At 67.5% G+C, this 26,981-nt stretch carries 23 protein-coding genes; 17 read left to right on the top strand and 6 right to left on the bottom strand.

Annotated features, from left to right (window positions below; all coding sequences use genetic code 11):
* Positions 1-35: 35 nt before the first annotated feature.
* Entirely contained in the window at positions 36-1,115 is a 1,080-nt protein-coding gene (locus tag WG898_RS00345) for an AI-2E family transporter (RefSeq protein WP_339600796.1), read from the top strand.
* Between the two features lie 63 nt (positions 1,116-1,178).
* On the opposite strand, the gene WG898_RS00350 is transcribed toward WG898_RS00345, so the two are convergent.
* Positions 1,179-3,809, bottom strand: a complete 2,631-nt coding sequence (locus WG898_RS00350) for a zinc-dependent metalloprotease (protein WP_339600797.1) — start codon at positions 3,807-3,809, stop codon at positions 1,179-1,181.
* Between the two features lie 123 nt (positions 3,810-3,932).
* Here WG898_RS00350 and WG898_RS00355 point away from each other — a divergent pair, with 123 nt between their 5' ends.
* From WG898_RS00355 to WG898_RS00375, 5 genes are all read left to right on the top strand, one after another.
* Positions 3,933-4,532, top strand: coding sequence for a YqiA/YcfP family alpha/beta fold hydrolase (locus WG898_RS00355; protein ID WP_339600798.1), 600 nt, complete (start codon positions 3,933-3,935; stop codon positions 4,530-4,532).
* Complete coding sequence (gene fabG / locus WG898_RS00360) at positions 4,523-5,263, top strand: 3-oxoacyl-ACP reductase FabG (RefSeq protein ID WP_339600799.1); 741 nt, start codon at positions 4,523-4,525, stop codon at positions 5,261-5,263. Before WG898_RS00355 ends, fabG begins: the two co-directional genes overlap by 10 nt.
* Positions 5,264-5,370: 107 nt before the next feature.
* Positions 5,371-6,720, top strand: coding sequence for a glutamine synthetase family protein (locus WG898_RS00365; protein WP_339600800.1), 1,350 nt, complete (start codon positions 5,371-5,373; stop codon positions 6,718-6,720).
* An 11-nt stretch (positions 6,721-6,731) separates the two neighbouring features.
* The gene (locus WG898_RS00370; protein ID WP_339600801.1) at positions 6,732-8,102 is read left to right on the top strand and encodes an aspartate aminotransferase family protein; all 1,371 of its coding nucleotides are present in this window, start codon (positions 6,732-6,734) and stop codon (positions 8,100-8,102) included.
* A 5-nt stretch (positions 8,103-8,107) separates the two neighbouring features.
* Positions 8,108-8,809, top strand: a complete 702-nt coding sequence (locus WG898_RS00375) for a GntR family transcriptional regulator (protein WP_339600802.1) — start codon at positions 8,108-8,110, stop codon at positions 8,807-8,809.
* Here the strand turns inward: WG898_RS00375 and WG898_RS00380 are convergent.
* Both WG898_RS00380 and WG898_RS00385 read right to left on the bottom strand, forming a co-directional pair.
* Entirely contained in the window at positions 8,752-9,144 is a 393-nt protein-coding gene (locus WG898_RS00380; RefSeq protein ID WP_339600803.1) for a VOC family protein, read from the bottom strand. The two genes, WG898_RS00375 and WG898_RS00380, sit on opposite strands and share 58 nt — an antisense overlap.
* Positions 9,145-9,177: 33 nt before the next feature.
* Positions 9,178-11,343 (bottom strand): prolyl oligopeptidase family serine peptidase, encoded by a 2,166-nt coding sequence (locus WG898_RS00385; protein WP_339600804.1) that lies wholly within the window; start codon positions 11,341-11,343, stop codon positions 9,178-9,180.
* Between the two features lie 94 nt (positions 11,344-11,437).
* On the opposite strand from WG898_RS00385, the gene WG898_RS00390 reads away from it, so the two are divergent.
* The 11 genes from WG898_RS00390 to WG898_RS00440 all read left to right on the top strand — a co-directional run bounded on the left by WG898_RS00390 (position 11,438) and on the right by WG898_RS00440 (position 21,497).
* On the top strand, positions 11,438-13,477 hold the full coding sequence (locus WG898_RS00390) for a ribonuclease catalytic domain-containing protein (protein ID WP_339600805.1): 2,040 nt from the start codon (positions 11,438-11,440) through the stop codon (positions 13,475-13,477).
* Positions 13,478-13,480: 3 nt separating this feature from the next.
* Positions 13,481-14,332 carry a TonB family protein gene (locus WG898_RS00395; RefSeq protein ID WP_339600806.1) on the top strand — a complete coding sequence of 284 codons (852 nt, stop codon included), beginning with the start codon at positions 13,481-13,483 and terminating at the stop codon, positions 14,330-14,332.
* Positions 14,329-15,174 carry a shikimate dehydrogenase gene (gene aroE, locus WG898_RS00400; RefSeq protein ID WP_339600807.1) on the top strand — a complete coding sequence of 282 codons (846 nt, stop codon included), beginning with the start codon at positions 14,329-14,331 and terminating at the stop codon, positions 15,172-15,174. Before WG898_RS00395 ends, aroE begins: the two co-directional genes overlap by 4 nt.
* 7 nt (positions 15,175-15,181) lie before the next feature.
* Complete coding sequence (gene mtgA / locus WG898_RS00405) at positions 15,182-15,925, top strand: monofunctional biosynthetic peptidoglycan transglycosylase (RefSeq protein WP_339600808.1); 744 nt, start codon at positions 15,182-15,184, stop codon at positions 15,923-15,925.
* 5 nt (positions 15,926-15,930) lie between these two features.
* Positions 15,931-16,530 carry a hypothetical protein gene (locus tag WG898_RS00410; RefSeq protein ID WP_339600809.1) on the top strand — a complete coding sequence of 200 codons (600 nt, stop codon included), beginning with the start codon at positions 15,931-15,933 and terminating at the stop codon, positions 16,528-16,530.
* On the top strand, positions 16,527-17,054 hold the full coding sequence (locus WG898_RS00415; RefSeq protein ID WP_339600810.1) for a TlpA family protein disulfide reductase: 528 nt from the start codon (positions 16,527-16,529) through the stop codon (positions 17,052-17,054). The genes WG898_RS00410 and WG898_RS00415 overlap by 4 nt, the downstream gene beginning before the upstream one ends.
* A 157-nt stretch (positions 17,055-17,211) precedes the next feature.
* A complete protein-coding gene (gene aroQ / locus WG898_RS00420; protein WP_444718890.1) occupies positions 17,212-17,649 on the top strand; it encodes a type II 3-dehydroquinate dehydratase in 438 nt (145 codons plus the stop codon).
* 73 nt (positions 17,650-17,722) lie between these two features.
* Entirely contained in the window at positions 17,723-18,181 is a 459-nt protein-coding gene (accB, locus tag WG898_RS00425; protein ID WP_339600811.1) for an acetyl-CoA carboxylase biotin carboxyl carrier protein, read from the top strand.
* A gap of 9 nt (positions 18,182-18,190) precedes the next feature.
* Positions 18,191-19,540: an acetyl-CoA carboxylase biotin carboxylase subunit gene (gene accC / locus WG898_RS00430; protein ID WP_339600812.1), complete on the top strand. Its 1,350-nt coding sequence runs from the start codon at positions 18,191-18,193 to the stop codon at positions 19,538-19,540.
* Complete coding sequence (prmA, locus tag WG898_RS00435) at positions 19,540-20,448, top strand: 50S ribosomal protein L11 methyltransferase (RefSeq protein WP_339600813.1); 909 nt, start codon at positions 19,540-19,542, stop codon at positions 20,446-20,448. The genes accC and prmA overlap by 1 nt, the downstream gene beginning before the upstream one ends.
* A 32-nt stretch (positions 20,449-20,480) precedes the next feature.
* Positions 20,481-21,497, top strand: coding sequence for a zinc-ribbon and DUF3426 domain-containing protein (locus tag WG898_RS00440; protein ID WP_339600814.1), 1,017 nt, complete (start codon positions 20,481-20,483; stop codon positions 21,495-21,497).
* 59 nt (positions 21,498-21,556) lie between these two features.
* Here WG898_RS00440 and WG898_RS00445 read toward each other — a convergent pair whose 3' ends face one another.
* The 3 genes from WG898_RS00445 to WG898_RS00455 all read right to left on the bottom strand — a co-directional run bounded on the left by WG898_RS00445 (position 21,557) and on the right by WG898_RS00455 (position 26,753).
* Positions 21,557-22,180, bottom strand: coding sequence for a histone (locus WG898_RS00445; RefSeq protein ID WP_339600815.1), 624 nt, complete (start codon positions 22,178-22,180; stop codon positions 21,557-21,559).
* Positions 22,181-22,414: 234 nt separating this feature from the next.
* Positions 22,415-23,587 (bottom strand): ribonucleotide-diphosphate reductase subunit beta, encoded by a 1,173-nt coding sequence (locus tag WG898_RS00450; protein ID WP_339600816.1) that lies wholly within the window; start codon positions 23,585-23,587, stop codon positions 22,415-22,417.
* 256 nt (positions 23,588-23,843) lie between these two features.
* On the bottom strand, positions 23,844-26,753 hold the full coding sequence (locus WG898_RS00455) for a ribonucleoside-diphosphate reductase subunit alpha (protein ID WP_339600817.1): 2,910 nt from the start codon (positions 26,751-26,753) through the stop codon (positions 23,844-23,846).
* Between the last annotated feature and the right edge of the window lie 228 nt (positions 26,754-26,981).

Genomic DNA, 26,981 nt, shown 5'->3' on the forward strand with positions numbered 1-26,981 from the left:
CATGGCCGCTCTTGATGCGTCAGCCGAGAGCGCCCATGCCGACTCCCCCGCCCCACCCATCGCTCGCCCTGCAGGACAAGAGCTTCGTCGTCCTGCTGCTGCTGGTGACGCTGGCCTTCGCCTGGATACTCTGGCCGCTGTATGGGGCGCTGCTGTGGGGCACGGCCGCGGCCATCGTGTTCGCGCCGCTGCACCGCTGGATGCTGCGGCGCTGCGGCGGCCGCGCCACCCTGGCGGCACTGCTGACGCTGAGTCTGGTGCTGCTGCTGGTGATACTGCCGCTGAGCTTCGTCAGCGTCGCGCTGGCGCAGGAGGCCGCAACCCTGTATGCCAAGCTCAAGTCGGGTGAGTTCAGCTTCAGCGCCTACGCGCAACAGGTCTATGCAGCCCTGCCCGCAAGCCTGCAGAGCGGCCTCGAAAAACTCGGCGTGAGCGATTCGCTGGCGCTGCAGCAGAAGCTGACCGACGCGCTCAAGCAGCTCAGCCAGGCCATCGCCACCAAGGCCTTCGGCTTTGGCCAGGACACCTTCGACGTGGCGATGAGCTTCTTTGTGATGCTCTATCTGCTGTTCTTCCTGCTGCGCGACGGTGAGCGGCTGGCCGCGCAGCTGCGCGATGCGCTGCCCTTGCGCACCGCCCACAAGCGCCAGCTGATGGAGAAGTTCCGCGCCGTGATCGGCGCCACCGTGAAGGGCAATATCGCCGTGGCCGCGCTGCAGGGCGCGCTCGGCGGCCTGGCCTTCTGGGTGCTGGACGTGCATGCGCCCATGTTGTGGGCGGTGCTGATGGCCTTTCTGTCGCTGCTGCCGGCAGTGGGGGCCGGCCTGGTGTGGCTGCCGCTGGCGATCTATCTGCTGGCCACCGGCTCCATCGGCCCGGGCCTGGGCCTGATCGCCTATGGCGTGCTGGTGATAGGCATGGTGGACAACCTCTTGCGCCCCTTGCTGGTGGGCAAGGACAGCCAGATGCCCGACTATCTGGTGCTGACCTCCACCCTGGGCGGCATGGCGGTGATGGGCCTGAACGGCTTCGTGATCGGGCCCTTGATCGCCGCCATCTTCATCGCGGTGTGGGACATCGTGGCCCAGGAAGGGCGGCGCAGCGCGCCGAAATGAAAAAAGAGCCGGCCCTGAGGCCGGCTTTGGCATTGCGGGCGGGGCGCCCGCTCAGGCTGACGGTCAGCTGCGCTGCATATTGGCGCGCAGCACGCTGCCCAGCAGGTCCAGGCTCTCGGCCAGATGCGCGCGCGTCTCCACCGACTGGCCGCCCTTGCCCAGTGCCGCGCGCAGATCGCTCTGCAACTGCACCGCATGCAGGCGCGCCAGCGCGTAGGCATCGGCCATCACGCCGGGGGCACCGCCCTTGGTGAGCACGGACTGCAGGCGCTTGAGGTGCTCGCGCTGCAGATTACGGCGCAGGCGGTCGATCTCGGCGCCGGTCTTGAGCTCGCTCCAGATGCTGGACTGCAGGGTGCCGTAGACCTCGCTGAGCGAGATGATGCCCTTGCGCTGCTTCTCGGGCACATAGGCCGGCAGGTCCATCAGGCGCTGCGCGGTGTTGGCGTTGAGCAGGCGGTCCAGCACCACCAGCTGCACGCGCGCCACCGCGGCCGGGATGTTCATCGGGCCGACGCGCTCCCACTCGTTGTAGTCCACCTGCAGGGTGCTGAGGAACTCGGGGCGGAAGCGGAAGGAATCGGCGCTGAACAGGCCGCTGGCCAGGAACTTCAGAGCCTCGCGCTGCTGCGCCGGCTCGACCGGGCTGAAGGCGCTGCGGCCGGTGGAGCCAGGCAGGTCGCGCTGCATATGCATGCCGCCGACATACTTGCCCACCAGCTCGGCCGCGCGGTAGAGCTGGTTGAAACCGTTCACCAGCGAGCGGCGCTGGCGCAGCGGGTCGTCGCCGGCCTGCGGCTTGCGGTCCTGCACCCGGCTCCACAGCTCCTGCGAGAGCTTGAGGCGGCGTTTGAAATAGGCCATCGGGTCGGCGCCGAGGTCAAAGCGGTTCGCCAGCGGGTCGATGCCGTCGAACAGGTCGGCGTCGGCGTCGTCGGCATAGGCCAGCTGCGGCTCGGTGCTGCGCGCGGCGATCTTGGCCAGCTCGGCCGCCTCCGCCTCGGGGGCCAGGGGCTTGTAGGCGTATTCGATCGCCCAATAGTCGTAGGCACCCAGGGTGGTGTTGTTGTAACTGCCCTGGGTCTCGCCCTGCAGCGCGAGGTTGTAGGCGTTGTAGTCCATCACCGAGCCGGAGATGCCCTTGGCTTCGGTGTAGGCCTTGTCGCTCAGCTGCGCCTGCGTGACGGTGGTGGAGGCCTTGAAGTTGTGCTTCAGGCCCAGGGTGTGACCCACCTCGTGCATGATCACGTCCTTGATGCGCGCCTGCACAAAGGCCTCGGCCTCGGGGCTGTCGGGCGCGATCTCGCCGCGCGCTTCCAGCACGTCCATCGCGAAGCCCATCTCGGCGGCGGCTTCGTGGGCGTAGTTGCAGAAGTCCTCATCTGCACGCGCCGCATGCTTGCCCGGGCCCACGTCCTCGGCAATGAAGGCGCGGCCGCCGCGGGCGAACACATCGCTCATGCCGATGTCAGCGTCCAGGATCTCGCCGCTGCGCGGATCGGCGTGGCTGGGGCCGATGGCGAAGCCGACGTCGGCGCCGACGAACCAGCGGATCGAGGCATGGCCGGCGTCCATATTGTCCCAATCGGCATCGTCGGGCTGCTGCTTGGCGACCACGGCGTTCTTGAAGCCGATCTTCTCGAAGGCCTTGTTCCACTCCAGGATGCCGGCCTCCACCGCGCCGCGGTACTTGGCCGGGATGTTCTTGTCCATCCAGTAGGTGATGGGCTGCACCGGCTCGCTCAGCGCGGCGCTGGCGTCCTGCTTCTCCAGGCGCCAGCGCTTCAGGTAGTGGACGCGCGGGTTCGGCTTGCTGTCATTGCTGAGGTCGCTGAAGGACTCGGCGAAATGGCCCAGGCGCGGATCGGTCCGGCGCGGCGCCATCACGGTCTCGGGCAGGGCCTGGAAGTTGTAGACGAAGCTCAGGAACATGCTGCGCGGGTCCGGCGTGGCCTGCGGCGGCGTCGGCGTGGGCACGGGCGCGGGGGTCAGCGGCGGCGCCGGGATGCGCGGCGTGGCGAAGTGCATGCGCGCGGTCAGCGTGCTGAGCTTGGCGTCGGTGCGCGCGGCCTCGAAATAGGAGTTGGCGCGGTCGGCCGCGAAGGGCAGGCGGTAGGCCATCTCCAGGCGCGTGGACATGCCGGGGATGTCGGTCAGCAGCAAGGCCGCATCCACCAACACCGACTTGCGCTCCGGATGCTCGGCGCTGGCCAGCGTGCCGGAGGCCAGCAGGCTGGGCGAGAAGGCCTGTTCACCGGCCAGCTTGCCGCCGCCCTCGGCGCGGAATTTTGTGTTGAGCGCGATCAGCTGCACCTGGTTGCCGACGCGGCGCCACTCGGCCATCAGGGCGCGGCCCATCTGGCTGGCATAGAGGCCGCGCTCGCCCACCGCATTGGCGTAGTTGACGGTGAACATGAAGGGCTTGTTGAACTGCGCCTTGGGGATCTCCAGCCAGACCTTCTCGTCCTTGCGCCAGATCGGGAACAGGCCGTCCTGCTGCTTGGCATCCTTGCTGACCTCGGCGAAGGGCTTGGGCGCGGCGGGATCGGCGGCCGGACGCGGCGCCGCATTAGTCGTGGCGGCGGGAGCCGAGGCGCCGTTCGCGGGGGCGGCGGGGGCGGTCTGCGCGTGTGCCGTGGCGCCCAGCAACAGCAGGGCGGCAGCGACGGCGGTGAGGTTTTGGCTAGGGCGCATGGATAACTCTGGCTTGCAGATGCAAAGGCGCGACTGTCGCCCCGCCGGCCCCGCCCGTCAATGCGGCCAAACTCCGATCGCACCCAGAAAACCGTGCTTCATCGCACGCTAGACTGCGGCCCCATGCCCGCCTCTTCTTGCACCACCCACCTGCTCTACCTGCATGGCTTTCGCTCCTCGCCACGTTCGGCCAAGGCGCAGCGCATGGCGGCCTGGGTGGGCGAGCAGCGCCCGGACCTGGTGTGGGCCTGCCCGCAGCTGCCGCCCTCGCCGGCCGCGGCCATGCGGGAAGTCATGGCGCTGATCCAGGCCTGGCCGCGCGAGCGCATGGCGGTGATGGGCAGCTCGCTGGGCGGCTTCTATGCCACCCAGGTGGCGCAGGCCAGCGGCTGCCGCGCCGTGCTTCTGAACCCCGCGGTGGATCCGGCGCGCGACCTGGCGCGCCATATCGGCGCACAACGCTGCTGGCAGAACCCGGACGAGCAATTCTTCTTCCGCGCCGAGTACATCGACGAGCTGCGCGCGCAGTACCTCGGCGAACTGGCCCATCCCGAGCGGGTGCTGGCGGTGATCGCCAAGGGCGACGAGCTGTTGGATTGGCGCGAGATGCAGGCCCGCTACGCCGGCTGCCGCATCAAGCTGCTGGAAGGCAGCGACCACGGCCTCTCGGATTTCGACGACTACCTCCCCGAACTGACGGAGTTTCTACAGCTATGCGTTTGACGAACAAGGTCTGCATCATCACCGGCGCCGCCCAGGGCATAGGCCTGGCCACGGCCATCAAGTTTGCCCAGGAAGGCGCCACCGTGGTGGTGTGCGACCGGCGAGCCGAGGGCGTGGAAGCGGCCGTCGAAGCCTGCGAGGCGGCCGGCGCCAGCGCCATGGGCCGGGTGCTGGACGTGACCGACCGCGTCTCGGTCGACCTGATGGTGGCCGCGGTGCTGGAACAGTACGGCCGCATCGACGTGCTGGTGAACAACGCCGGCATCACCAAGGACGCGCGCCTGCAGAAGATGACGCTGGAACAGTTCGACGCCGTCATCGACGTCAATCTGCGCGGCGTGTTTCACTGCGCCCAGGCGGTCGCCGACACCATGGTGGCGCAGGGCGGCGGCGTGATCCTCAACGCCTCCTCGGTGGTGGGCATCTACGGCAACTTCGGCCAGACCAACTACGCCGCCAGCAAATTCGGCGTGATCGGCTTCACCAAGACCTGGAGCCGCGAGCTGGGCCCCAAGGGCGTGCGCGTCAACGCGGTGGCGCCGGGTTTCATCGAGACCCCCATCCTCGGCACCATCCCCGACAAGGTGATGGACGAGATGCGCGCCCATGTGCCGCTCAGGCGTCTGGGTAGGCCCGAGGAGATCGCCAATGTCTACGCCTTTCTGGCGAGCGACGAGGCCAGCTATGTGAATGGCGCGGTGCTGGAGGTGTCGGGGGGCATGACGGTCTAGTTTGTGATCAAACCATTCCACATCACCCACGATCCTAGTGGGTGATTGTCGAATTTGTCCGTTATTTGTGATCACATATGGCATCCAAGCGATACCAGAGGTGATTCATGTCCGAGCCCGCCGACCCCACCGCCCTGCGCCGGCTGCTGGCCGAGCACCACATCCACGAGGTCGAGTGCGTGATCCCGGACATCACCGGCATCGCGCGCGGCAAGATCCTGCCCAAGGATCTGTTCCTCGGTGCCGGCGAAATGCGCCTGCCCAAGAGCGTGCTGCTCAATACCGTGAACGGCCAGCAACCCGACAACGGGCCGCATGTGGGCGACACCGACCCCGACATGCTGTGCAAGCCCGATGCCGCCACCTTCCGCGTGGTGCCCTGGGCGGCCGAGCCGGTGGCGGTGGTGATACACGACTGCCTGGAGTGGGACGGCACGCCGGTGGCGCTCTCGCCGCGCAGCGTGCTGCGGCGCGTGCTGGGCCTGTACCGCGAGCGCGGCTGGCAGCCGGTGGTGGCGCCGGAAATGGAGTTCTACCTGGTGGCGCGCCAGCAGAACCCGCATGAGCCACTGCAGCCGCCGGTGGGCCGCACCGGCAAGCCCGAGGCCGGGCGCCAGAGCTATTCGATCGACGCGGTGAACGACTTCGACCCCTTCTTCATGGAGCTTTCCAGCTTCTGCGAGGTGCACCGCCTGGGCGTCGAGACGCTGATCCACGAGGCCGGTGCCGGCCAGATGGAGATCAACTTCAGCCATGGCGATCCGCTCGAGCTGGCGGATCGGGTCTTCCTCTTCAAGCGCACGGTGCGCGAGACGGCGCTGCGCCACGGCATCTTCGCCACCTTCATGGCCAAGCCCATGGAGACCGAGCCCGGCAGCGCGATGCACATCCATCAAAGCATCCTCGACGCCGAGGGTCGCAACCTCTTCAGCCTGCCCGATGGCAGCGCCAGCCCGGCCTTCTTCCACTACATCGCCGGCCTGCAGCGCTATGTGCCCCAGCTGATGCCCATGCTGGCGCCCTATGTGAACTCCTACCGGCGCCTGGCGCCCTACCTCTCGGCGCCCACCAATGTGCGCTGGGGCTATGACAACCGCACCTGTGGCTTCCGCGTGCCCAAGTCGGACGCGGCCGGCCGGCGCGTCGAGAACCGCGTGCCCGGCGTGGATGTGAACCCCTATCTGGCGATTGCCGCCACCCTGGCCTGCGGCTACCTGGGCCTGCTGGAGCAGGAAGCGCCCAGCGAGCCGGTGAGCGGCAGCGCCTGGGCCCTGCAGAGCGAGCTGCCGCGCCATCTGGAGGACGCGATCGCCGCGCTGCGCGCCTGCGCGCCGCTGCGCGAGTTGCTGGGCGGCGCCTTCGTCGACGCCTTCTGCGCCGTCAAGGAGCTGGAGTACAGCACCTACAACCGCGTCATCAGCTCCTGGGAGCGCGAGCACCTGCTGCTCTTGGTATGAAGGAGGCTGACATGTCCCACACCCGCCAAGGCCTGGACTGGCCGCGCGCCCAGGCTCTGCTGCAAGAAGAACGCGCCCGCTTCGCCGCCCAGCGGCCACGCTCGCGCGCCCTGGCGCAGGCTGCGGCCGAGCACCTGATGTTCGGCGTGCCCCTGCACTGGATGCAGGACTGGGGCACGCCCTTTGCCCTGCATCTGCAAAGCGCCCAGGGCGCCGAGCTGCTGGACGTGGACGGTCACCGCCTGGTCGACTTCTGCCTGGGCGACACCGGCGCGATGTTCGGCCACGCGCCGCCAGCGGTGGTATCCGCCTTGAACCGACAGGCGGCGCAGGGCATGACGGCCATGCTCGCGAGCGAGCATGCCGGCGCCGTGGGCCGCCTGCTGGCCGAGCGCTTCGGCCTGCCGCGCTGGCAGTTCGCGATGAGTGCCACCGATGCAAACCGTTATGTGCTGCGCTGGCTGCGCGCCGCCAGCGGGCGCAGCCAGCTGATCGTCTTCAACGGCTGCTACCACGGCACCGTCTCGGACGTGTTCGTCGATCTGGTGGATGGCCGGGCGCTGCAGCGCGACAGCCTGCTGGGCCAGGTGCATGACCTGACCGCCCATACCAGAGTGGTGGAGTTCAATGACCTGGCGGCGCTGGAAGCCGCCTTGGCGCCCGGCGACGTGGCCTGCGTGCTGGCCGAACCGGCCATGACCAATATCGGCATGGTGCTGCCGGACCCCGGCTTCTGGGAGGCCGCGCAGGCCCTGATACGCCGGCACGGCGCGGCCCTGGTGCTGGACGAGACCCATACCATCAGCGTCGGCCCCGGCGGCTATGCGCGCGCCCACGGCCTCAAGCCCGACGCGCTGGTGCTGGGCAAGCCGCTGGGCGGCGGCATGCCTTGCGCGGCCTATGGCTTCAGCGCCGAGTGGGCGGCGCGCGCCGAGGCCGCCAAGCACGCCGCGCCGCCCGGGCATTCGGGCATAGGCACCACGCTCACCGCCAATCTGCTGGCGATGGCGGCGATGCAGGCCGCGCTGGAAACCCTCTTCACCCCCGCGCAATACGCGCCCATGCTGGCCGGCGCCACGCGGCTCAGCGAGGGCTTGCGCGCCTGCATCGCGCGGCACCGCCTGCCCTGGTGCGTGACCCAGCTAGGCGCGCGCACCGAGTTCCAGTTCCGCGCCGATCCGCCACGCAATGGCAGCGAGGCAGGCGCCGCGCTGGACGCCGAGCTGGAACAGCTGATCCATCTGGCGCTGCTGAACCGCGGCATCATGATCACGCCCTTTCACAACATGATGCTGGTCAGCCCCGCCACCAGCGATGCGCATCTCGCGCAGCTGCTGGGCGCCTTTGATGAGGTGCTGGGCTTGATCTGCGCGACGCCATGATGGACATGCCCGAAGCCAGCACCCAGCAGGACGCCTGCTACCAGCAGCTGCGCGCCCAGCTCTCGCTGGGCCGCTTCCTGCCCGGCGAGCGGCTCAAGATCCGCCAGCTGGCCGAGGAGCTGGGCCTGGGCCAGATGCCGGTGCGCGCCGCGCTGCAGCGCCTGGCCGCCGAGGGCGCGCTGGTCAACGTGCCTAACGCCGGCGTGATGGTGCCACAGCTCTCGGTGCCCGAGTTCGACGATGTGCTGGGGGTGCGCATGCTGCTGGAGGGCGAGGCCACCGAGCGCGCCTGCCTGCGCCTGAGCGCCGCGGAGCTCGCTGAGTTGCGGGCGCTCGGCCGGCAGATGGCGCAGGCGCTGGCGGATGCCGATGCCAAGGCCTATCTGGATGCCAACGAGCTGTTTCACCTGCGGCTCTACCGCGCCGCCGGCTCACCCAGCCTGCTGGCCCTGATCGAGACCGTGTGGCTCAAGGTCGGGCCGCTGTCCAACCGGCTGTTCGAGCACGAGGCCGCGCTGGGGGTGCTGAATCAGGCCCACGACGACATGCTGCTGGCGCTGCGGCGGCGCGACCCGGCGGCCGCGCGTCATGCGCTCGAGCGCGATCTCTTCATCGCCGGCCAGTTTCTGCGCCAGAGTTGCCGCCAGGCTCAGGGCGATACTGGCGCCGCAAAGGCCAGCACATGCCCGTCCGGGTCCAGCGAGTAGGCCGCCTGATGCCCCCAGTCGCGCGGCGATAAGGGGCTGAGTTCGCGCGCGCCGGCACTGAGCGCCCTGGCATGCCACTGCGCCGGCTCGGGCACCAGCAGGTAGAGCTCGCAGCGCGGGATGCCGGCGCCGCGCGCCGGATCGGGCAACGCCGCGCCCAGCAGGCGCCGTATGCCCTGCTCGGGCATCAGGCCCAGCACGGCGCCGCCGGGCAGCTCGAACTCGCTCATGCCGGGCACATGCAGGCGCGCGTCGCGCCCCAGGGCCGCGGCATAAAAGCCATGGCTGCGTTCCTGATCGCCCACGTAGAGGATGAAGTAGGACTGCGGCTGCATGACGACCTGCCTTCTGCTGCTCGGCGCCTGGGTTCAGCGCTTGGGCGCAAAGCCCGCGTCGCCAAACTGCCAGAGGAAGAAGCTCCACACGTCGGCGGTTTCGTCCAGGCGCTGCGAAACGCCCGAGCCCATGCCATGGCCGCCCTCGAAGTCCACACGCAGCAGCACAGGCTTGCTCTTGTAGCTCTCGGGGTTGGCCGCCTGCAGGCGTGCCGCCAGCTTGCCCGGCTCCCAGGCTTCCACGCGCGGGTCGTTGGCGCCGGTGGTGGCGATCACGGCCGGGTAGGCGCGGCCGTCCTGCACGCGGTGATAGGGGCTGATCGCGTACATGGCCTTGAAGTGCGCCGGGTTGCTGACCGTGCCGAACTCGGCAATGTTCGGCGCGCCATTGGGCGTGAACTCCATGCGCAGCATGTCCGACAGGCTCACCGCGCTCTGCGCCGCCGCGAACAGCTCGGGGCGCTGCGTGATGGCGCCACCGATGGTGATGCCACCGGCACTGCCGCCAGTGCCGGCCAGGGTGGCGGGCGAGGTGTATTTGTGGGCGATCAGGTACTCGGCGCAGGCGATGAAGTCCGACACCGTGTTCTGCTTGGTGAGGATGTAGCCGCCCTGGTGCCAGTCTTCGCCCAGCTCGCCGCCGCCGCGCACATGGCAGATCGCCAGCACGCCGCCGCGCTCCAGCCAGGCCAGGCGGGTGGCGCCGAAGCGTGGCTCCTGGGTGATGCCATAGGCGCCATAACCGCTCAGCACGGTGGGACGCTTGCCGTCCAGTGGCGCGCTCTTGGACGAAAGGATGGACAGCGGCACCATCACGCCGTCATGGCTCTTGGCCATCACACGCTGCGCCTGCACGCCCGAGGTGTCGAGGCTGTTGGGCTTTTGCACATCGACGCGGCGCGCCGGGCTGCCCGCCTTGCCGGGGTTCAGCACCAGGCTTTGCGGCGCCTGGGTCCAGCCCTCATGCAGGACCAGCAGTTCGCCACCGGCCAGCGGGCTGATCTCGCGCAGCGTGCCCTCGAAGGGCAAGGCCACCGACGAGATCGCGCCCTTGGCCTTCTTTTTTTCCACGCGCCAGAGCTTGCTGACGCCCGCATCCAGCGCCTTCACGTAGACGGCGTCGTCGGCCGCGCTGATGTGCTGCAGCACACTCTCGCCGGGGGGCAGCACGCCGCGGAAGGCAGGGCTCTTGGCGCGCAGGTCCAGGCTCAGCAGCTCGCGGCGCGAGGCCTTCTTTTGGCTCAGGGCGTAGACCTGGTCGCCCGAGATCACCGCCTGGGTGATCTTGTCGGCCGGGCTCACGATGCGGCGCCAGGGCGTCGCGGCACCCAGGTGCAGCTGGTCGGCCGGCGCCACCCAGTAGGAGCGCTCCACCGCGTCGCCATGCAGCACCTCGGCCAGCGCCCAGCGCGAGCCCTTGCTGAGGTAGACATAGGGCAGATCGGCCAAGGCATGCTTTTCCTTGGCATTCACCTCCCAGCCAAACAGCGGCCGGTCCTGGCTCGGGTCCTGGCCCAGCTTGTGCATGAACACGGCGCTCTTGTTGTAGCGCTCGTCGGCCGGATGACGGTTGTAGGCGAAGCCGCTCGCGTCCTTGAACCAGGCCACGCCGTACTGGTTCAGGCCGGTGTAGGTGATCGCCTCGCCGAGGAACTTGCCGCTCGCCACGTCCAACACGCGCAGCACGCTGTTCTCCGAGCCGCCGCTGGACAGGCCCAGCGCCAGCAGGCGGCCATCGGGCGACGGCGTGTACCAGTCGATCGCATGCTTGCCGGGCTCGCCGGGGATGTTGTTGGGGTCCAGCAGCTCGCGGTCGGCGCCCTGGGCGCCATCAACGCCGGCACGCATCCACAGGCGCGACTGGTTCTGACCCGGGGCGCGCTTCATATAGAACAGCTTGCCGGCGACAAACTCGTAGCCGCCGGTGCTCTCGCCCGCATCGGCCAGCTGGCCCAGGCGCTCGCGCAGGGCGGCGCGGCCGGGGATCTGCGCCAGGCTGGCCTTGGCGTAGTCGGCCTGGCTGTGCAGCCAGCTCTGGAACTCGGCGGACTTCATGTCCTCCATCCAGCGGTAGGGATCCACCACCACGGTGCCGTGGTAGTTGTCGCTCACCGGTTTTTGCGGCGTGCTCGGATAGGGCGTTTGCGCCACGACATGGGTGCAGGCCGCCAGGGCCAGGGCAGTGAGTGCAAGTTTCATGGTTTGCCTTTGCGGTAGCTGCGGTAACAGCCGAGCCGCGCATCTTACTGAAGCGCTCAGGTCGTCCCGGCCGATCGGCGACAATGCCGCCCATATGTTTGCCCTGTTCGATGAAGCCGGAAAATTCCTCGCCGGCCGCGTGATGTCCGAAGCCGAGTCCTCGATGCAGATCGAGCTCGATTCGGGCAAGCGCGTCAAAGTGAAGGCGGCCAATGTGCTGCTCAAGTTCGACAAACCCGCGCCCGCCGAGCTGCTCGCCGAGGGCCAGCGCCTGGCTCAGGAGATCGACCTGGACCTGGCCTGGGAATTCGCCCCCGAGGGCGAGTTCGCGTTTGCCGACCTGGCGCGCGATTATTTCGATGCCAAGGCCGGGGTCACGCACCAGGCAGCCGCGCTGTTCCGCCTGTTCGAAGCGCCGCATTACTTCCGCCGCATGGGTAAAGGCCAATTCAAGAAGGCGCCGGAAGAGATCGTCAAGGCGGCCCTGCTGGGCCTGGAGCGCAAGCGCCAGCAGGCCCAGCAAATCGAGGCCTGGGCCGAGGAGCTGGCCGCCGGCCGCTGCCCCGACGCGATCAAGGACCAGATCTACAAAATCCTCTTCAAGCCCGACAAGAACGGCCCCGAGTACAAGGCCGTGGTCGAGGCCACCAAGCGCGCACAGAAGGCGCCGCTGGACCTGCTCAAGGGCGCCGGCGCGATCACGAGCGCCTACCAGTTCCACTGGAAGCGCTTCCTGTTCGAGAACTTCCCCAAGGGCACCGGCTTCCCGGCCCTCAGCGCGCCCGAGATCCGGGACGAGCTGCCGCTTTCCAGCGCGCGCGCCTTCTCGATCGACGACTCGGCCACCACCGAGATCGACGATGCGCTCTCGGTGCAGGGCCTGGGCAGCGGCGAGGTCGTGTTCGGCATCCACATCGCCGCGCCGGGCCTGGCGATACAGCCCGACTCGGCCGTCGACAAGGTGGCGCGCGAGCGCCTCTCCACCGTCTACATGCCGGGCTGGAAGCTCACCATGCTGCCCGACGAGGTGGTGCAGGCCTACACGCTGATCGCGGGGCGCGACTGCCCGGCCGTGTCGCTGTATGTGACGCTGGACGAGGCCACGCTGGCGATCAAGGGCAGCGAGACCAGGCTGGAGCGCGTGGCCATCGTCTCCAATCTGCGCCACGACAAGCTCGACGCGGTGATCACCGAGGCCACGCTGACCGGCGCCGCGCCGGCCGACTACGAGCATGCCGCCGAGCTGGCCTTTGCCTTCCGCCTGGCGCAGGCGCTAAAGGCGCAGCGCGAGCTGGTGCGCGGCAAGCCCGAGAACTTCAACCGCCCCGACTACAACTTCCGCCTCGACAGCGGCGGCGCCCAGGAGCCCGCGGGCGATGAGCTGGTCAGCATAGGCACGCGGGTGCGCGGTGCGCCGCTGGACCTGATCGTGGCCGAGGCGATGATTCTGGCCAACAGCCGCTGGGGCGGCTGGCTCAACGAGCTGGGCCTGCCCGGCATCTACCGCAGCCAGGCCAGCCTGGCGCCCGGCGTGAAGGTGCGCATGGGCACCAAGGCCCTGCCGCATGCCGGCATGGGCGTGGCGCAATACACCTGGGCCACCTCGCCGCTGCGCCGCTATGTGGACCTGGTGAACCAGTGGCAGATCATTGCCTGCGCCCGCCATGGCCGCACCGCCGCGCTGGCCGCGCCCTTCAAGCCCAAGGACGCGCAGCTGTTCTCCATCATCTCGGGCTTCGACGCCGCCTACAGCGCCTACAACGGCTTCCAGTCGGGCATCGAACGCTACTGGACGCTGCGCTATCTGCAGCAGAACAACATCACCGAACTCACCGCCTCGGTGATGAAGGATGGCCTGGTGCGCGCCGACGCCCTGCCGCTGGTATTCAAGGCGCTGGGTTGCGAAGGCCTGGCGCGCGGCAGCCATGTGCGCGTGCGCATCAGCGCTTGCGACGAGATGACGCTGGATGTGCATGCCAACCTGGTCGAGCGCCTGGACGAGGCACAGGCGCCGGACGAGGATGTCGAACTGCCCGAGGACGACGAGGCCGAGGCCAGTGGCCCGCTGACGCTGGCGATCGACATGACCGCCGACGAGGCAACGGAACCCAAGGCCGAGGCCGCACCCAGCTGAGCCGTGCGCAAGCTCTCCACCCTGCACCTTGCGCTGCTGATCTCCGTGGGCCTGCATGCGGGCCTGCTGATGCTGCGCATCGTCGACCCGGAGCGCTTCAACCGCCTGTTCGAGGACACGCCGCTCGAGGTGGTGCTGGTCAATGCCAGGAGCAAGGAAACGCCCGCCAAGGCGCAGGCGCTGGCCCAGGCCAGCCTGACCGGCGGCGGCGAAGGCACGGTGGGCCGCGCCACCTCGCCGCTGGCGCCATCGCCGCGTGCCGAGCAGGGCGAGAGCACCGAGCTCTCGCACACCCAGATCGCCAAGCTGCAGGAGGTGCAGCAGCAGTTGCTGGCCCAGGTGCGGCGCGAGCTGGCCCTGCTGCCGCCGCCCGACCCGCAACGCGACAAGGGCACGCCCGAGGCACGCGAGCAGGCCGAGAAGCGCCGCCAGCTGGTGCAGTTGCTGGCCGAGATCGAGAAGCGCGTGAACGAGGAGAACGCGCGCCCGCGCAAGCGCTACATCAGTCCGGCCACGCGCGAGGTGGTCTATGCCCAGTATTACGACGCGCTGCGCCGCCGCATCGAGGAGCGCGGCACGCGCGACTTCCCGCAGTACAAGGGCCGCAAGCTGTATGGCGAGCTGACCATGAACATCCATGTGGACTTCAAGGGCAAGGTGATCGAGACCGACATCGTGCAGGGCTCGGGCAACGCGGTGCTGGATCGGCGCGCCATCGCCATCGCCCGCGCCGCCGGGCCCTTCGGCCCCTTCAGCGCCGCGATGCGCCAGGGCGCCGAGGTGCTGGTGATCACCTCACGCTTCAAGTTCACCCGCGAAGACGGGCTGGAAACCAGCCTGAGTGCACAACCATGAGCAGCCCTGACCGTTATGCGGTGGCCGGCAACCCGGTCGCCCACAGCCAATCGCCCTTCATCCACGCCGCCTTCGCGGCCCAGACCGGGCAGACGCTGGTCTATGAGCGCCTGCTGTGCCCGCTGGACGCCTTCGCACCCACGGTGCAGGCCTTCGCCGCCGCCGGCGGGCGCGGCTGCAATGTCACCGTGCCCTTCAAATTCGAGGCCTTCGCGCTGGCGCAGCGGCGCAGCCCGCGTGCCGAGCTGGCGGGCGCCGTCAACACCCTGCGTTTTGATGCCCAGGGCTGGTGGGGCGACAACACCGATGGCATCGGCCTGCTGCGCGACATCGAACGCAATGCCGGCAGGCTTCTGGCGGGCCAGCGCGTGCTCTTGCTGGGTGCGGGCGGTGCATCGGCCGGCGTGCTGGGCAGCCTGATCGCCGGCCGGCCGGCCGAGCTGGTGCTGGCCAATCGCAGCCCGGACAAGGCCGAAGCCCTGGTGGCCTCGCATCGGGGCTGGGCCGCCCAGCACGGCGTGCAACTCGGCGCCGCGGCACTGCATGCCTGCGGCGGCGGCTTCGACCTCCTCATCAACGGCACCAGCGCCAGCCTGGCCGGCGCGGGCGTGCCGGTGCAGGGTCAGGTCTTGCGTGCCGGCGCGCTGGCCGTCGACATGATGTATGGCCCGGCGGCCCAACCCTTCCTGGATTGGGCCGGCGCGCAGGGCGCCGCCACGCGCGACGGCCTGGGCATGCTGGTCGAGCAGGCCGCCGAGGCGTTTGCGCAATGGCGCGGCGTCACGCCCGACACCGCGCCGGTGCTGGCTGCACTGCGCGCGCAGCTGGCAAGCAGCAAGTGAGCCGCGCATGAGGTCGCTCGCACGACTGCTTGCGCTGCTGCTCATGGCGGCGCTGGCCCTGCAGCTCTACTTCGGCGCCCGCATCGCCTTGATGAGCGTGCTGGCGCCGGAATCCACCAGCTTCCAGCGCTCCGAAGCCTGGCGGCTGGCGGTGGAGAAGCACCAGATCCTGTGGAGCCAGCAATGGGTGGACGATGCCCGCATCTCCAAACAGCTCAAGCGTGCCGTGATCGCCAGCGAGGATGCCGGCTTCAGCGAGCATGGCGGTGTCGACTGGGATGCGCTGGAGAAGGCCTGGGAGAAGAACCAGCGCGAGGAAGCGCGCCTCGCCAGGCTGGGCAAGCAGGCGCCGGCGCGCGCCGTGGCCAGGCCGGCGCCCAAGGTGGTGGGCGGCTCCACCATCACCCAGCAGCTGGCCAAGAACCTCTTCCTCAGCGGCGAGCGCAACCTTGTCCGCAAGGGCCAGGAGTTCGTGCTGACCCTGATGCTGGAAGGGCTGCTCAGCAAGCAGCGCATCCTGGAGATCTACCTTAACAACGTCGAGTGGGGCGAGGGCGTGTTCGGTGCCCAGGCGGCGGCGCGCCACTATTTCCGCGTCGATGCTGTGCAGCTGGCATCCTGGCAGGCGGCGCGCCTGGCCGTGATGCTGCCGGCGCCCAAGCGCTTCGAGAAACGCCCCTCCAGCCCCTATGTGATCGCCCGATCGGCGACCATCGAGGCCCGCATGCCGGCCGTGGCCCTGCCCGAATGAGAATGATGGAAAAAGACAGCATCAGCGCCGAGATCGCTGCCACCGCCGCCCGCCTGGTGGTGGAGGAAGGGCTGGAGTACGGCCCCGCCAAGCGTCGCGCGGTCAAACAGCTGGGCCTGGGCAAGCATGCGCCCCTGCCCAGCAACGATGAGCTGGAAGACGAGGTGCGCGACTACCTGGCGCTGTTCTGCGCCGACACCCAGCCACAGGAGTTGTCGGCGCTGCGCGAGCTGGCCGCGCAATGGATGGAACGCCTGGCCGAGTTCCGCCCGCATCTGTGCGGCGCGGTCTGGCGCGGCACCGCCACCCGGCTCAACAACATCCACCTGCAGCTCTACTGTGACGACAGCAAGGCCGCCGAGATTGCGCTCATCAATATGAGCGTGGACTACGAGGCAGGCGAGACCAGCGGCCCGCGCGGCGAGGCGGTGCAGGTGCTGAGCTTTGCCGCACCCTGCCGCGCCCTGCAGGAAAGCGTGACCATTGCCATGACCATCCTGGACTACGACGACCAGCGCGGCGCCCTCAAGCGCGACGCGCGTGGCCGCAGCGAACGCGGCGATCTGGCCGCCTTGCGCAAACTGATGCTGGAGCAAGCCGCATGAACATCAAGCGCCGCCAGACCCTGTTGCTGGGTGCCGCTGGCGCCGGTGCGGCCTTGCTGGGCGCCATCGTGGCGCTGCGCCGGCGCGCTAGCGAGCCGGCGCTCTCGGACGCCGCAGCCGCCTTCTGGACCGCCCGCTTCGAAACCCTGGACGGCCAGGGCCTGGCCAGCGCCAGCCTGCGCGGCAAACCCCTGCTGCTGAACTTTTGGGCTACCTGGTGTGCACCCTGCGTCAAGGAACTGCCCGAGCTCAATCGCTTCGCCGCCGAGCGCGCCGACTGGCAGGTGCTGGGGCTGGCCGTGGACTCGCCCACCCCGGTGCGCGAGTTCCTCGCCAAACAGCCACTCAGTTTCCCTACCGGTTTGGCCGGATTGACCGGCACCGATCTGGCACGCACACTTGGTAACACGCAGGGCGGCCTGCCCTTTTCGGTGGCCTTCAATGTCCAGGGCGAGCCGGTCTGGCGCAAGCTGGGCGCCACCCAGCTGGACGAATTACGCCAGATGGCGCGCGGCCTGAGCTAGCGCGAGCCCAGCCGGCCGGCTGAAAGTCAGCCGCAAAGCGTGAAACGGGTCAAGCAGATTATTTTTGGCTAGTTGGCGGGATCTGGGCCTAAAACGCTTAAAGTTCAGCCTTTCAAGCTTCTAGTGTCCAGGCTCTAAACCGCTACGCACGTCGCTGATGCAGATTCTTGTGATTCACGGCCCCAATCTCAATCTCCTCGGAACGCGGGAGCCTGGGATCTATGGCGCGAAAACTTTGGCGCAGATCGATGCCGATCTCGCCAAGACGGCCGCAGAAGCCGGAATCACGCTGGAATCCTTCCAAAGCAACCATGAGGGCGCCTTGGTGGACCGCATCCAGGCGGCGGCTCGGGACGGATGCCGCTTCATCATCATCAATCCGGCGGCCTACACCCACACCAGTGTCGCCATGCGCGACGCCCTGGCGGCGGTGGCACTGCCCTTTGTCGAAGTGCACCTGTCCAATATCCACAAGCGCGAGCCCTTCAGGCAGCACAGTTATTTCTCGGATCTGGCCGAAGGCGTGATCTGCGGACTGGGCGCCCAGGGTTACCAACTGGCCTTGCAGGTCGCGCTTGCCAGGCTCGGCGGCTGAGCCCCGAGCCTGCCGCCAGCTCCGGCCGGCATTAGAAGCACAACAATCAATCTTCCCGTTGGAGGTAAGCCTTATGGATCTGCGCAAGCTCAAGACCCTGATCGACCTGGTGTCCGAGTCGAACATTTCTGAACTTGAAATCACCGAAGCCGACGGCAAGGTGCGCATCGTCAAGTCCGACGGCACGGTGATGGTGCCGATGGCCCAGGCCATGCCTGTTGCTGCCGCGCCGGTGGCTGCCGCCGTACCGGTGGCCGCCGCAGCGCCTGTGGCTGCGCCAGCACCCGCGGCCGAGACCGGCCATATCGTGAAGTCGCCGATGGTGGGCACCTTCTACCGCGCCTCCAGCCCGAACGCCAAGGCCTTTGCCGAGCTGGGCCAGCAGATCAAGGAAGGCGAGCCGATCTGCATCATCGAGGCGATGAAGATCATGAACGAGATCGACGCCGACAAGACCGGCACCATCACCAAGATCCTGGTCGAGAACGGCCAACCCGTGGAATTCGGTCAAGCCCTGTTCGTGATCGAGTAAGGCCTGGCCATGTTCAAGAAGATATTGATTGCGAACCGGGGCGAGATTGCGCTCCGGATCCAGCGCGCCTGCCGTGAGCTGGGCGTGAAGTCGGTGGTGGTGTATTCCGAGGCCGACCGCGACGCCAAGTATGTGAAGCTGGCCGACGAGGCCGTGTGCATAGGCCCTGCCGCTTCAGCCCAGAGTTATCTGAGCATGCCGGCCATCATCGCCACCGCCGAGGTCACCGATGCCGAGGCCATCCACCCCGGCTACGGCTTCCTTTCCGAGAATGCCGACTTCGCCGAGCGCGTGGAGCGCAGCGGCTTCACCTTCATCGGCCCGACTTCGGAAAACATCCGCATGATGGGCGACAAGGTCTCGGCCAAGCAGGCCATGATCCGCGCCGGCGTGCCCTGCGTGCCGGGCTCGGAAGGCGCCCTGCCCGACGACCCCAAGGAAATCATCCGCATTGCCCGCTCGGTGGGCTATCCGGTCATCATCAAGGCGGCCGGCGGCGGCGGCGGACGCGGCATGCGCGTGGTGCATACCGAGGCGGCGCTGGTGAACGCGGTGCAGATGACGCGCAGCGAGGCGGGCGCGGCCTTCGGCAATCCCGAGGTCTATATGGAGAAGTTCCTGGAGAACCCGCGCCATGTGGAAATTCAGATCCTCGCCGACAGCCACAAGAGCGCGGTCTGGCTGGGCGAGCGCGACTGCTCGATGCAGCGCCGCCACCAGAAGATCATCGAGGAAGCACCGGCACCGGGCATCCCGCGCCGCGTCATCGAGAAGATCGGCGACCGCTGCTCAGCCGCCTGCCGCAAGATGGGCTACCGCGGTGCCGGCACTTTCGAGTTCCTCTATGAGAACGGCGAGTTCTACTTCATCGAGATGAACACGCGCGTGCAGGTGGAGCATCCGGTCACCGAGATGGTCACCGGCATCGACATCGTGCAGATGCAGATCCGCATCGCCGCTGGCGAGAAGCTGCCCTTCACGCAGCGCAATATCGAGATGCGCGGCCACGCGATCGAGTGCCGCATCAATGCGGAGGACCCGGTCAAGTTCGTGCCCTCGCCCGGCCGCATCACCATGTGGCACCCGCCCGGCGGCCCCGGCATCCGGGTGGATTCGCATGCCTATACCAACTACTTCGTGCCGCCCAACTACGACTCCATGATCGGCAAGATCATTGCCCATGGCGACACGCGCGAGCAGGCCCTGGCACGCATGCGCATCGCCCTGTCGGAGACGGTGGTGGAAGGCATTCAGACCAATATCCCGCTGCACCGTGAGCTGATGGTGGACGCCAAGTTCATCGAGGGCGGCACCTCCATCCATTACCTGGAAGGCTGGATGTCCCAGCACAAGCGCTGATGTCGCAAACGCTGCACGAACTGATCCTGATCTGCCGCGAGGACGATGTCGAGTTCGTCAGCGACGCGCTGATGGAGATCGACTCGCTGGCCGTCTCGGTGGAAGACGCCGATGCCGACACGCCCGCCGAACAGGCCCTGTTCGGCGAGCCCGGCATGCCCGCGCCCAAGGGTGGCTGGGAGCGCTCGGTGGTGAAGGCCCTGTTCGCCACCGAGGCCGAGGCCACCGAAGCCGCCACCCTGGTGCTGGCGCAGGACTGGGCCGCCGACGTGCATGTGCAGACCATCCAGGCGGTGGCCGAGCAGGACTGGGTGCGCCTGACGCAGTCTCAGTTCGCGCCGGTGGAGATCACACCCGAGTTCTGGATCGTGCCTTCCTGGCATGAGGCACCGGCCCAGGCCACCACGGTGATGCGCCTGGATCCGGGCCTGGCCTTCGGCACCGGCACGCACCCGACCACGCGCATGTGCTTGCGCTGGATCGCGCAGCATGCCGCGCAGGCACCCGCCTGGGACCGCGTGCTGGACTACGGCTGCGGTTCGGGCATTCTCGCCATCGGCGCGGCCCTGCATGGCGCCAAGCAGATCGACGCGGTGGACATCGACCCTGCGGCCATCACCGCATCGCTGGCCAATGCCCAGGCCAACCGGGTGCAGCTGCATGCCGCCCTGCCCGACGCTGCCAAGGGCGAGTACCCGCTGGTGCTGGCGAATATCCTGGCCTCGCCGCTGAAGCTGCTCGCACCCCTGCTGTGCGCGCACCTGGCCCCTGGCGCGCACCTGGTGCTGGCCGGCATCCTGGAGCGTCAGGCCGATGAGCTCAAGGCCGCCTATGCGCCCTGGGCCAAGCTCGAAGTCAGCGACAGCGAAGAGGGCTGGATCCTGATGACGGCGCAACGCCAGGCCTGAGAGGTTCAGTGAAGTAATGGCATGATCCGCGCATGAGCCTGGCCACCCGTTGTACCGCTTGCGGCACCATCTTCCGGGTGGTGCAGGATCAGTTGCGCGTCTCCGACGGCTGGGTGCGCTGCGGCCGCTGCGCCGAGGTGTTCGACGCACGCGAACAGCTTTTCGACATGGACCGCGAGGCGCCGCCGCCCTGGCCGCCGCAGGTGTTGGAGCAGCCGCCCACGGAGCAAGCCCCGCCCGCACGCCCTGCGCCGGATGAGCAGGCCACCTGGGTCATGCCGAGCGACACGCGCAGGCCCGCTGCCGAACCTAGCGCCGTCGATGCGCCCGCCGAGGCAAGCCCTGACCCCCAACTGATCCGGGACGAGCCGGCCGCAGCAGAGGATCGACGCGAACCCTACTGGGAACCCGAGCCGCCAGCGGAGCCCGAGCCGGAGGCGCCCTTGCAGCCACCGGCCGACGACCAAGACGTGGTGCTGGCGCCCAGCCTGGCGCCCAGCAATGCCGCCACTGCTGCGCCGCCGGGCGCGGCGCCGCTGCCGAGCTTTCTCAAGCACGCCGAAGGACGGGCCCGCTGGCAGCGTCGTCCGGTGCGCCTGGCGCTGGCCCTGGGCAGCGGCTTGCTGGCGCTGGGCCTGACGGCGCAAGTGCTCTGGCATTTCCGCGATGCCGCGGCCGCCATCTATCCGCAGGCTCTGCCCCAGCTGCGGGCCGCCTGCGCCCAGCTCGGCTGCGAGATCAAACCCTGGCAGCGCATCGACGCCATCAGCGTGGAAAGCAGCGCGCTGACGCTCGCCGCCTCGGGCAATCACTACAAGCTGAGCCTCGCCCTGCGCAACAAGAGCGGCTGGGAGCTCGCCCTGCCCTGGGTGGACCTGACCCTCACCGACGCCAATGGCGCCATCGTGGCGCGCCGCGCACTCTCGCCGGCAGACTTCAACCTCGGCAAGAATAGCCTGGCGGCCGGTGCCGAACAGGGGCTGCAACTGGTACTCAGCACCGGCAAGCAGCGCGTCACCGGCTACACGGTGGAGATCTTCCACCCATAAAAAAACCCGGCCGGAGCCGGGTTCATGCACAAGGCCCCGTGGGGCCCATGCGTTCAAGCTCAGGGCTTGTTGCCGGTCGGGAAGGGCCAGGCAGCTTGCGGGCTCAGTGCCGTCTTGGCTGCGGGAGCAGCGGCAGGCTTGGCAGCAGGAGCAGGGGCGGCAGCAGCCTTCTTGGCGGCAGGCTTCTTGGCAGCCGGCTTGGCGGCGGGCTTTGCAGCAGCCTTGGCAGCCGGCTTGGCCTTTGCAGCAGCCTTGACGGGCGGCTTCTTGGGCGCGGCGGCCTTCTTGGCAGGAGCGGCAGCCTTCTTCGGTGCAGCGGCCTTCTTGGCAGGAGCGGCAGCCTTCTTGGGTGCAGCGGCCTTCTTGGCAGGAGCGGCAGCCTTCTTCGGTGCAGCAGCCTTCTTCGCAGGAGCAGCAGCCTTCTTCGGTGCAGCTGCCTTCTTGGCAGGAGCGGCAGCCTTCTTCGGTGCAGCGGCCTTCTTGGCAGGAGCGGCAGCCTTCTTCGGTGCAGCAGCCTTCTTCGCAGGAGCGGCAGCCTTCTTCGGTGCAGCAGCCTTCTTCGCAGGAGCAGCAGCCTTCTTCGGTGCAGCAGCCTTCTTTGCCGGAGCTGCGGCCTTCTTTGCCGGAGCAGCCTTCTTCGCGGGAGCGGCCTTCTTGGCCGGCGCCTTCTTTGCAGTTGCCATTTCGTTTCTCCTTGATCAAGTGGAAAAGTCACTGCCCGCCGCGGACCGGTCCGCCGCAGTGCAGCTATTCACCGCCTGAGAGTCGCCCAGGAGGAGCGCCTCAGTACGATGAATGGGGGCGCAAGCCCACACCGCCGCTTCTATGTCGGTCGGTTGAGGGATTGCAAAGCTTGATCTCATTGATGATGAGCTTTCAACAAAGGACTGTTCGGCGCCGTACCCAGGGGTGCCCTGTCAGTCCCAACTCAGCGCGCCACCGGACTGGTATTCGATGACGCGGGTTTCGAAGAAGTTGCGTTCCTTCTTCAGGTCAATCATTTCGCTCATCCAGGGGAACGGGTTTTCCTCGTTCGGGAAGAGCTCCTCGAGGCCGATCTGCGTGGCGCGACGATTCGCGATGTAACGCAGATAGCCCTTGAACATCGAAGCATTCAGGCCAAGCACGCCGCGCGGCATGGTGTCCTCGGCATAGCGGTACTCCAGCTCCACCGCCTTCAGGAACAAGGCCTTGATCTCGGCCTTGAACTCCGCCGTCCACAGATGCGGGTTCTCGAGCTTGATCTGGTTGATCAGGTCGATGCCGAAGTTGCAGTGCATGGACTCGTCGCGCAGGATGTACTGGTACTGCTCGGCCGCACCGGTCATCTTGTTCTGGCGGCCCATCGCGAGGATTTGCGTGAAGCCGACGTAGAAGAACAGGCCTTCCATCAGGCAGGCAAACACGATCAGGCTCTTCAAGAGCGTCTGGTCGTTGGCCGGCGTGCCGGTGACGAAGTGCGGATCCATGATCGCGTCGATGAAGGGGATCAGGAACTCGTCCTTGTCCCGGATCGACTGCACCTCGTGGTAGGCGTTGAAGATCTCGCTCTCGTCCAGGCCCAGCGACTCGACGATGTACTGGTAGGCGTGCGTGTGGATGGCCTCTTCAAAGGCCTGGCGCAGCAGGAACTGGCGTGCCTCGGGCGCGGTGATGTGGCGGTAGGTGCCCAACACGATGTTGTTGGCGGCCAGCGAATCGGCGGTGACGAAGAAGCCCAGATTGCGCTTGATGATGCGACGCTCGTCGTCGCTCAGGCCGGCCGGGTCCTTCCACAGCGCGATGTCGCGCGACATGTTCACTTCCTGCGGCATCCAGTGGTTCGCGCAGGTGGCGAGGTACTTCTCCCAGGCCCACTTGTACTTGAACGGCACCAGCTGATTCACATCGGTCTGGCCGTTGATGATGCGCTTGTCGGCGGCGTTGACGCGGCGCGTGCTGGCGGCCTCGATGGAGCTGGAAGCAGGGGCGGAAGAATGCGGCGCGGAGGCTTCGGCACGCGCGGCCGGCGTTGTGCTCGTCGCTGCGTTTGTGTGGGCGCTAAGGGTCGCGCTTTGCGTGGGCTTCAGTTCTTCTTCCCAAACCAACATGGTGGCCTTCCTATCGTCGTGAATTATCAGAGTGTTGTGTTCAAACACCAAGGACTTCTTGACAGCGCAACGTCTTCGCTGTTGCTGGCCTGCATCGCAATTGCGCGGCTTGAGCGCGCTGCACGGGCCTGCTGTTCAAGCGCTCATCGATGCATTGAAAAAACAGGCGATCGCCGTTTGCATCGATGAACACGCGCATCGCGGGCGTTCGGTGTGTGCCGCGATCGCTCACTCGCGATCGCGGAACGCGTTCAAATCACTGGCAAGCCTCGCAGCCCGGATCGTCGATCGAGCAGAACTTGATGTCGGTCGCAGGCGTTGCATCGGCGCTCACAACAGGGGCCGCTTGTGCTGCTGGTGCAGCCGCTGCGGGAGCCGCGCTCATGCCACCCGAGTTCGACACCGAGTTGAGCTGACCCGACTTCGTGACCGTGCTCTTCTCGGCCGACGAGGCGCTCATGGTGCGCAGGTAGTAGGTCGTCTTCAGACCGCGCAACCAGGCCAGCTTGTAGGTCTCATCGAGCTTCTTGCCCGAGGCACCGGCCATATAGATGTTGAGCGACTGCGCCTGATCGATCCACTTCTGGCGGCGTGCAGCGGCCTCAACCAGCCACTGCGTCTCGACTTCGAACGCGGTGGCGTAGAGCGCCTTCAACTCCTCGGGCACGCGGTCGATGCGGCGCAGCGAGCCGTCGAAATGCTTCAGGTCCATCACCATCACGTCGTCCCACAGACCCAGCTTCTTGAGGTCGCGCACCAGCGATTCGTTGATCACGGTGAACTCGCCGCTGAGGTTGGACTTGACCGAGAGGTTGCCGAAGCAGGGCTCGATCGAGGCATCCACGCCGATGATGTTGGAGATGGTGGCGGTGGGCGCGATCGCCACGCAGTTGCTGTTGCGCATGCCGTGCGCGGCGATGCGTGCACGCAGCGCGTCCCAGTCCATGCTGCTGCTGCGGTCCACGTCCACATAGCCGCCGCGCGCTTCGGCCAGCAGGTTCAGCGAGTCGATCGGCAGGATGCCGCGATCCCACAGCGAGCCGCGGTAGGAGGAGTAGCGGCCGCGCTCCTCGGCCAGCTGGGTCGAGGCCCAGTAGGCGTAGTAGCAGACGGCTTCCATCGAGCGGTCGGCGAACTCCACCGCGGCGTCCGAGGCATAGGGCGTGCGCAGCGCATAGAGCGCATCCTGGAAGCCCATGATGCCCAGACCCACCGGGCGGTGGCGCAGGTTGGAGTCGCGCGCCTTCTTGACGGCGTAGTAGTTGATGTCGATGACGTTGTCCAGCATGCGCATGGCCGTGGCAATCGTCTTCTTCAGCTTTTCATGATCAATCTGGCCGTCCTTCAGATGCTGCACCAGGTTCACCGAACCCAGGTTGCAGACCGCGATCTCGCTCTCGTTGGTGTTGAGCGTGATCTCGGTGCAGAGGTTGGACGAATGCACCACGCCCACATGCTGCTGCGGCGAGCGCACATTGCAGGCGTCCTTGAAGGTGATCCAGGGATGGCCGGTCTCGAACAGCATCGACAGCATCTTGCGCCACAGGTCCTTGGCGGGCATGCGCTTGAAGAGCTTGATCTCGCCGCGGTCGGCCTTGGCCTCGTAGGCCACATAGGCCTCTTCGAAGGCCTTGCCGAACAGGTCGTGCAGGTCCGGGCAGGTCGAGGGGCTGAACAGCGTCCAGTCACCACCGTCCATGACACGGCGCATGAACAGATCGGGGATCCAGTTCGCGGTGTTCATGTCGTGGGTGCGGCGGCGATCGTCGCCGGTGTTCTTGCGCAGCTCCAGGAACTCCTCGATGTCCAGGTGCCAGCTTTCCAGATAGGCGCACACCGCGCCCTTGCGCTTGCCGCCCTGGTTCACCGCCACGGCGGTGTCGTTCACCACCTTGAGGAAGGGCACCACGCCCTGGCTCTTGCCGTTGGTGCCCTTGATGTGCGAGCCCAGCGCGCGCACCGGGGTCCAGTCATTGCCCAGGCCGCCGGCGAACTTGGAGAGCAGCGCGTTTTCCTTCAGCGCCTCGTAGATGCCGTCCAGATCGTCGGCCACGGTGGTCAGGTAGCAGCTGGAGAGCTGCGAGCGCCGCGTGCCGGAGTTGAACAGCGTGGGCGTCGAACTCATGAAGTCGAAGGTCGAGAGCACCTCGTAGAACTCGATGGCGCGTGCCTCGCGGTCTATCTCGTTGAGCGCCAGGCCCATCGCCACGCGCATGAAGAAGGCCTGCGGCATCTCGATGCGCTTGCCATCGCTGTGCAGGAAGTAGCGATCGAACAGGGTCTGCAGGCCCAGGTAGTCGAACTGCAGGTCGCGCTCGGCCTTCAGGGCCGCGCCCAGCTTGACCAGGTCGTATTGCTGCAGGCGCTCGTCCAGCAGCTCGGCCTGCACGCCCTTCTTGATATAGCCGGGGAAGTAGTCGGCGTAGCGGGCCTGCATCTGCTCATGCGTGACCTCTTCGCCGAGGATCTCGCGGCGGATGGTGTGCATCAGCAGGCGCGCGGTGGCGCGCGTGTAGCCGGGGTCCTTCTCGATCAGGGTGCGGGCGGCCAGGATGGCGGCCTTGTAGACCTCGTCGATGGGCACGCCGTCGTAGAGGTTGCGCTTGGTCTCGGCCAGGATGGGATCGGGCTTCACGTCGGCGCCCAGATTGGCGCAGGCCGACACGATCAGGCCCTGCAGGCGCGCCAGGTCCAGCGGCACGCGCACGCCGCCGTCGATCACGGTCAACTGGGCCTCGGCCACCGGCGCCGCCACCTCGCCCTGGCGCGCGCGCTCCTGCGAACGGCGCTCGCGGTACAGCACATAGGCGCGCGCCACCTCATGGTGGCCGCCGCGCATCAGGCCCAGTTCCACATGGTCCTGCACGTCCTCGATATGGAAGGTGCCGCCGCTGGGGCGCGAGCGCAGCAGTGCGCGCACCACCGCCTCGGTCAGGCCATCCACCGTCTCGCGCACGCTCGCCGAGGCCGCACCCGTGGTGCCATGCACGGCCAGAAAGGCCTTCATCAGCGCAATGGCGATCTTGCTGGGCTCGAACGAGACCACGGCGCCATTGCGGCGGATGATCTGGTAGGCCGCATAGGCCGATTGCTTGGGCGCGGTGGCGCCGCCCGCGGAGGCGGTGTGCGCGTGCTCGGCAGGCGTGCTGGCGACAACGGTTTGCATGCTGTTCATTCCTCGTCTGGTCTCGTTCGAATCTGAAATAGGCCGGACCACGACGCGCCAATGGGCGGTCGGGCTTCAGGCTTCAAATGGTTTGGGAGGCGCCCGGTCAAAGCGGCACTCCACGGAACGCAAGACGAGGTCTGCGCGTTCCGGCGCATGCGATGGTGCTGACCGGGTGACCACCGACAAAAAAGCGCCGCAGTGAGCGGCGCCATTCCGGGCCCATCC

The organism is Paucibacter soli (genome assembly GCF_037482845.1).
GTDB lineage: Bacteria > Pseudomonadota > Gammaproteobacteria > Burkholderiales > Burkholderiaceae_C > Paucibacter_B > Paucibacter_B soli.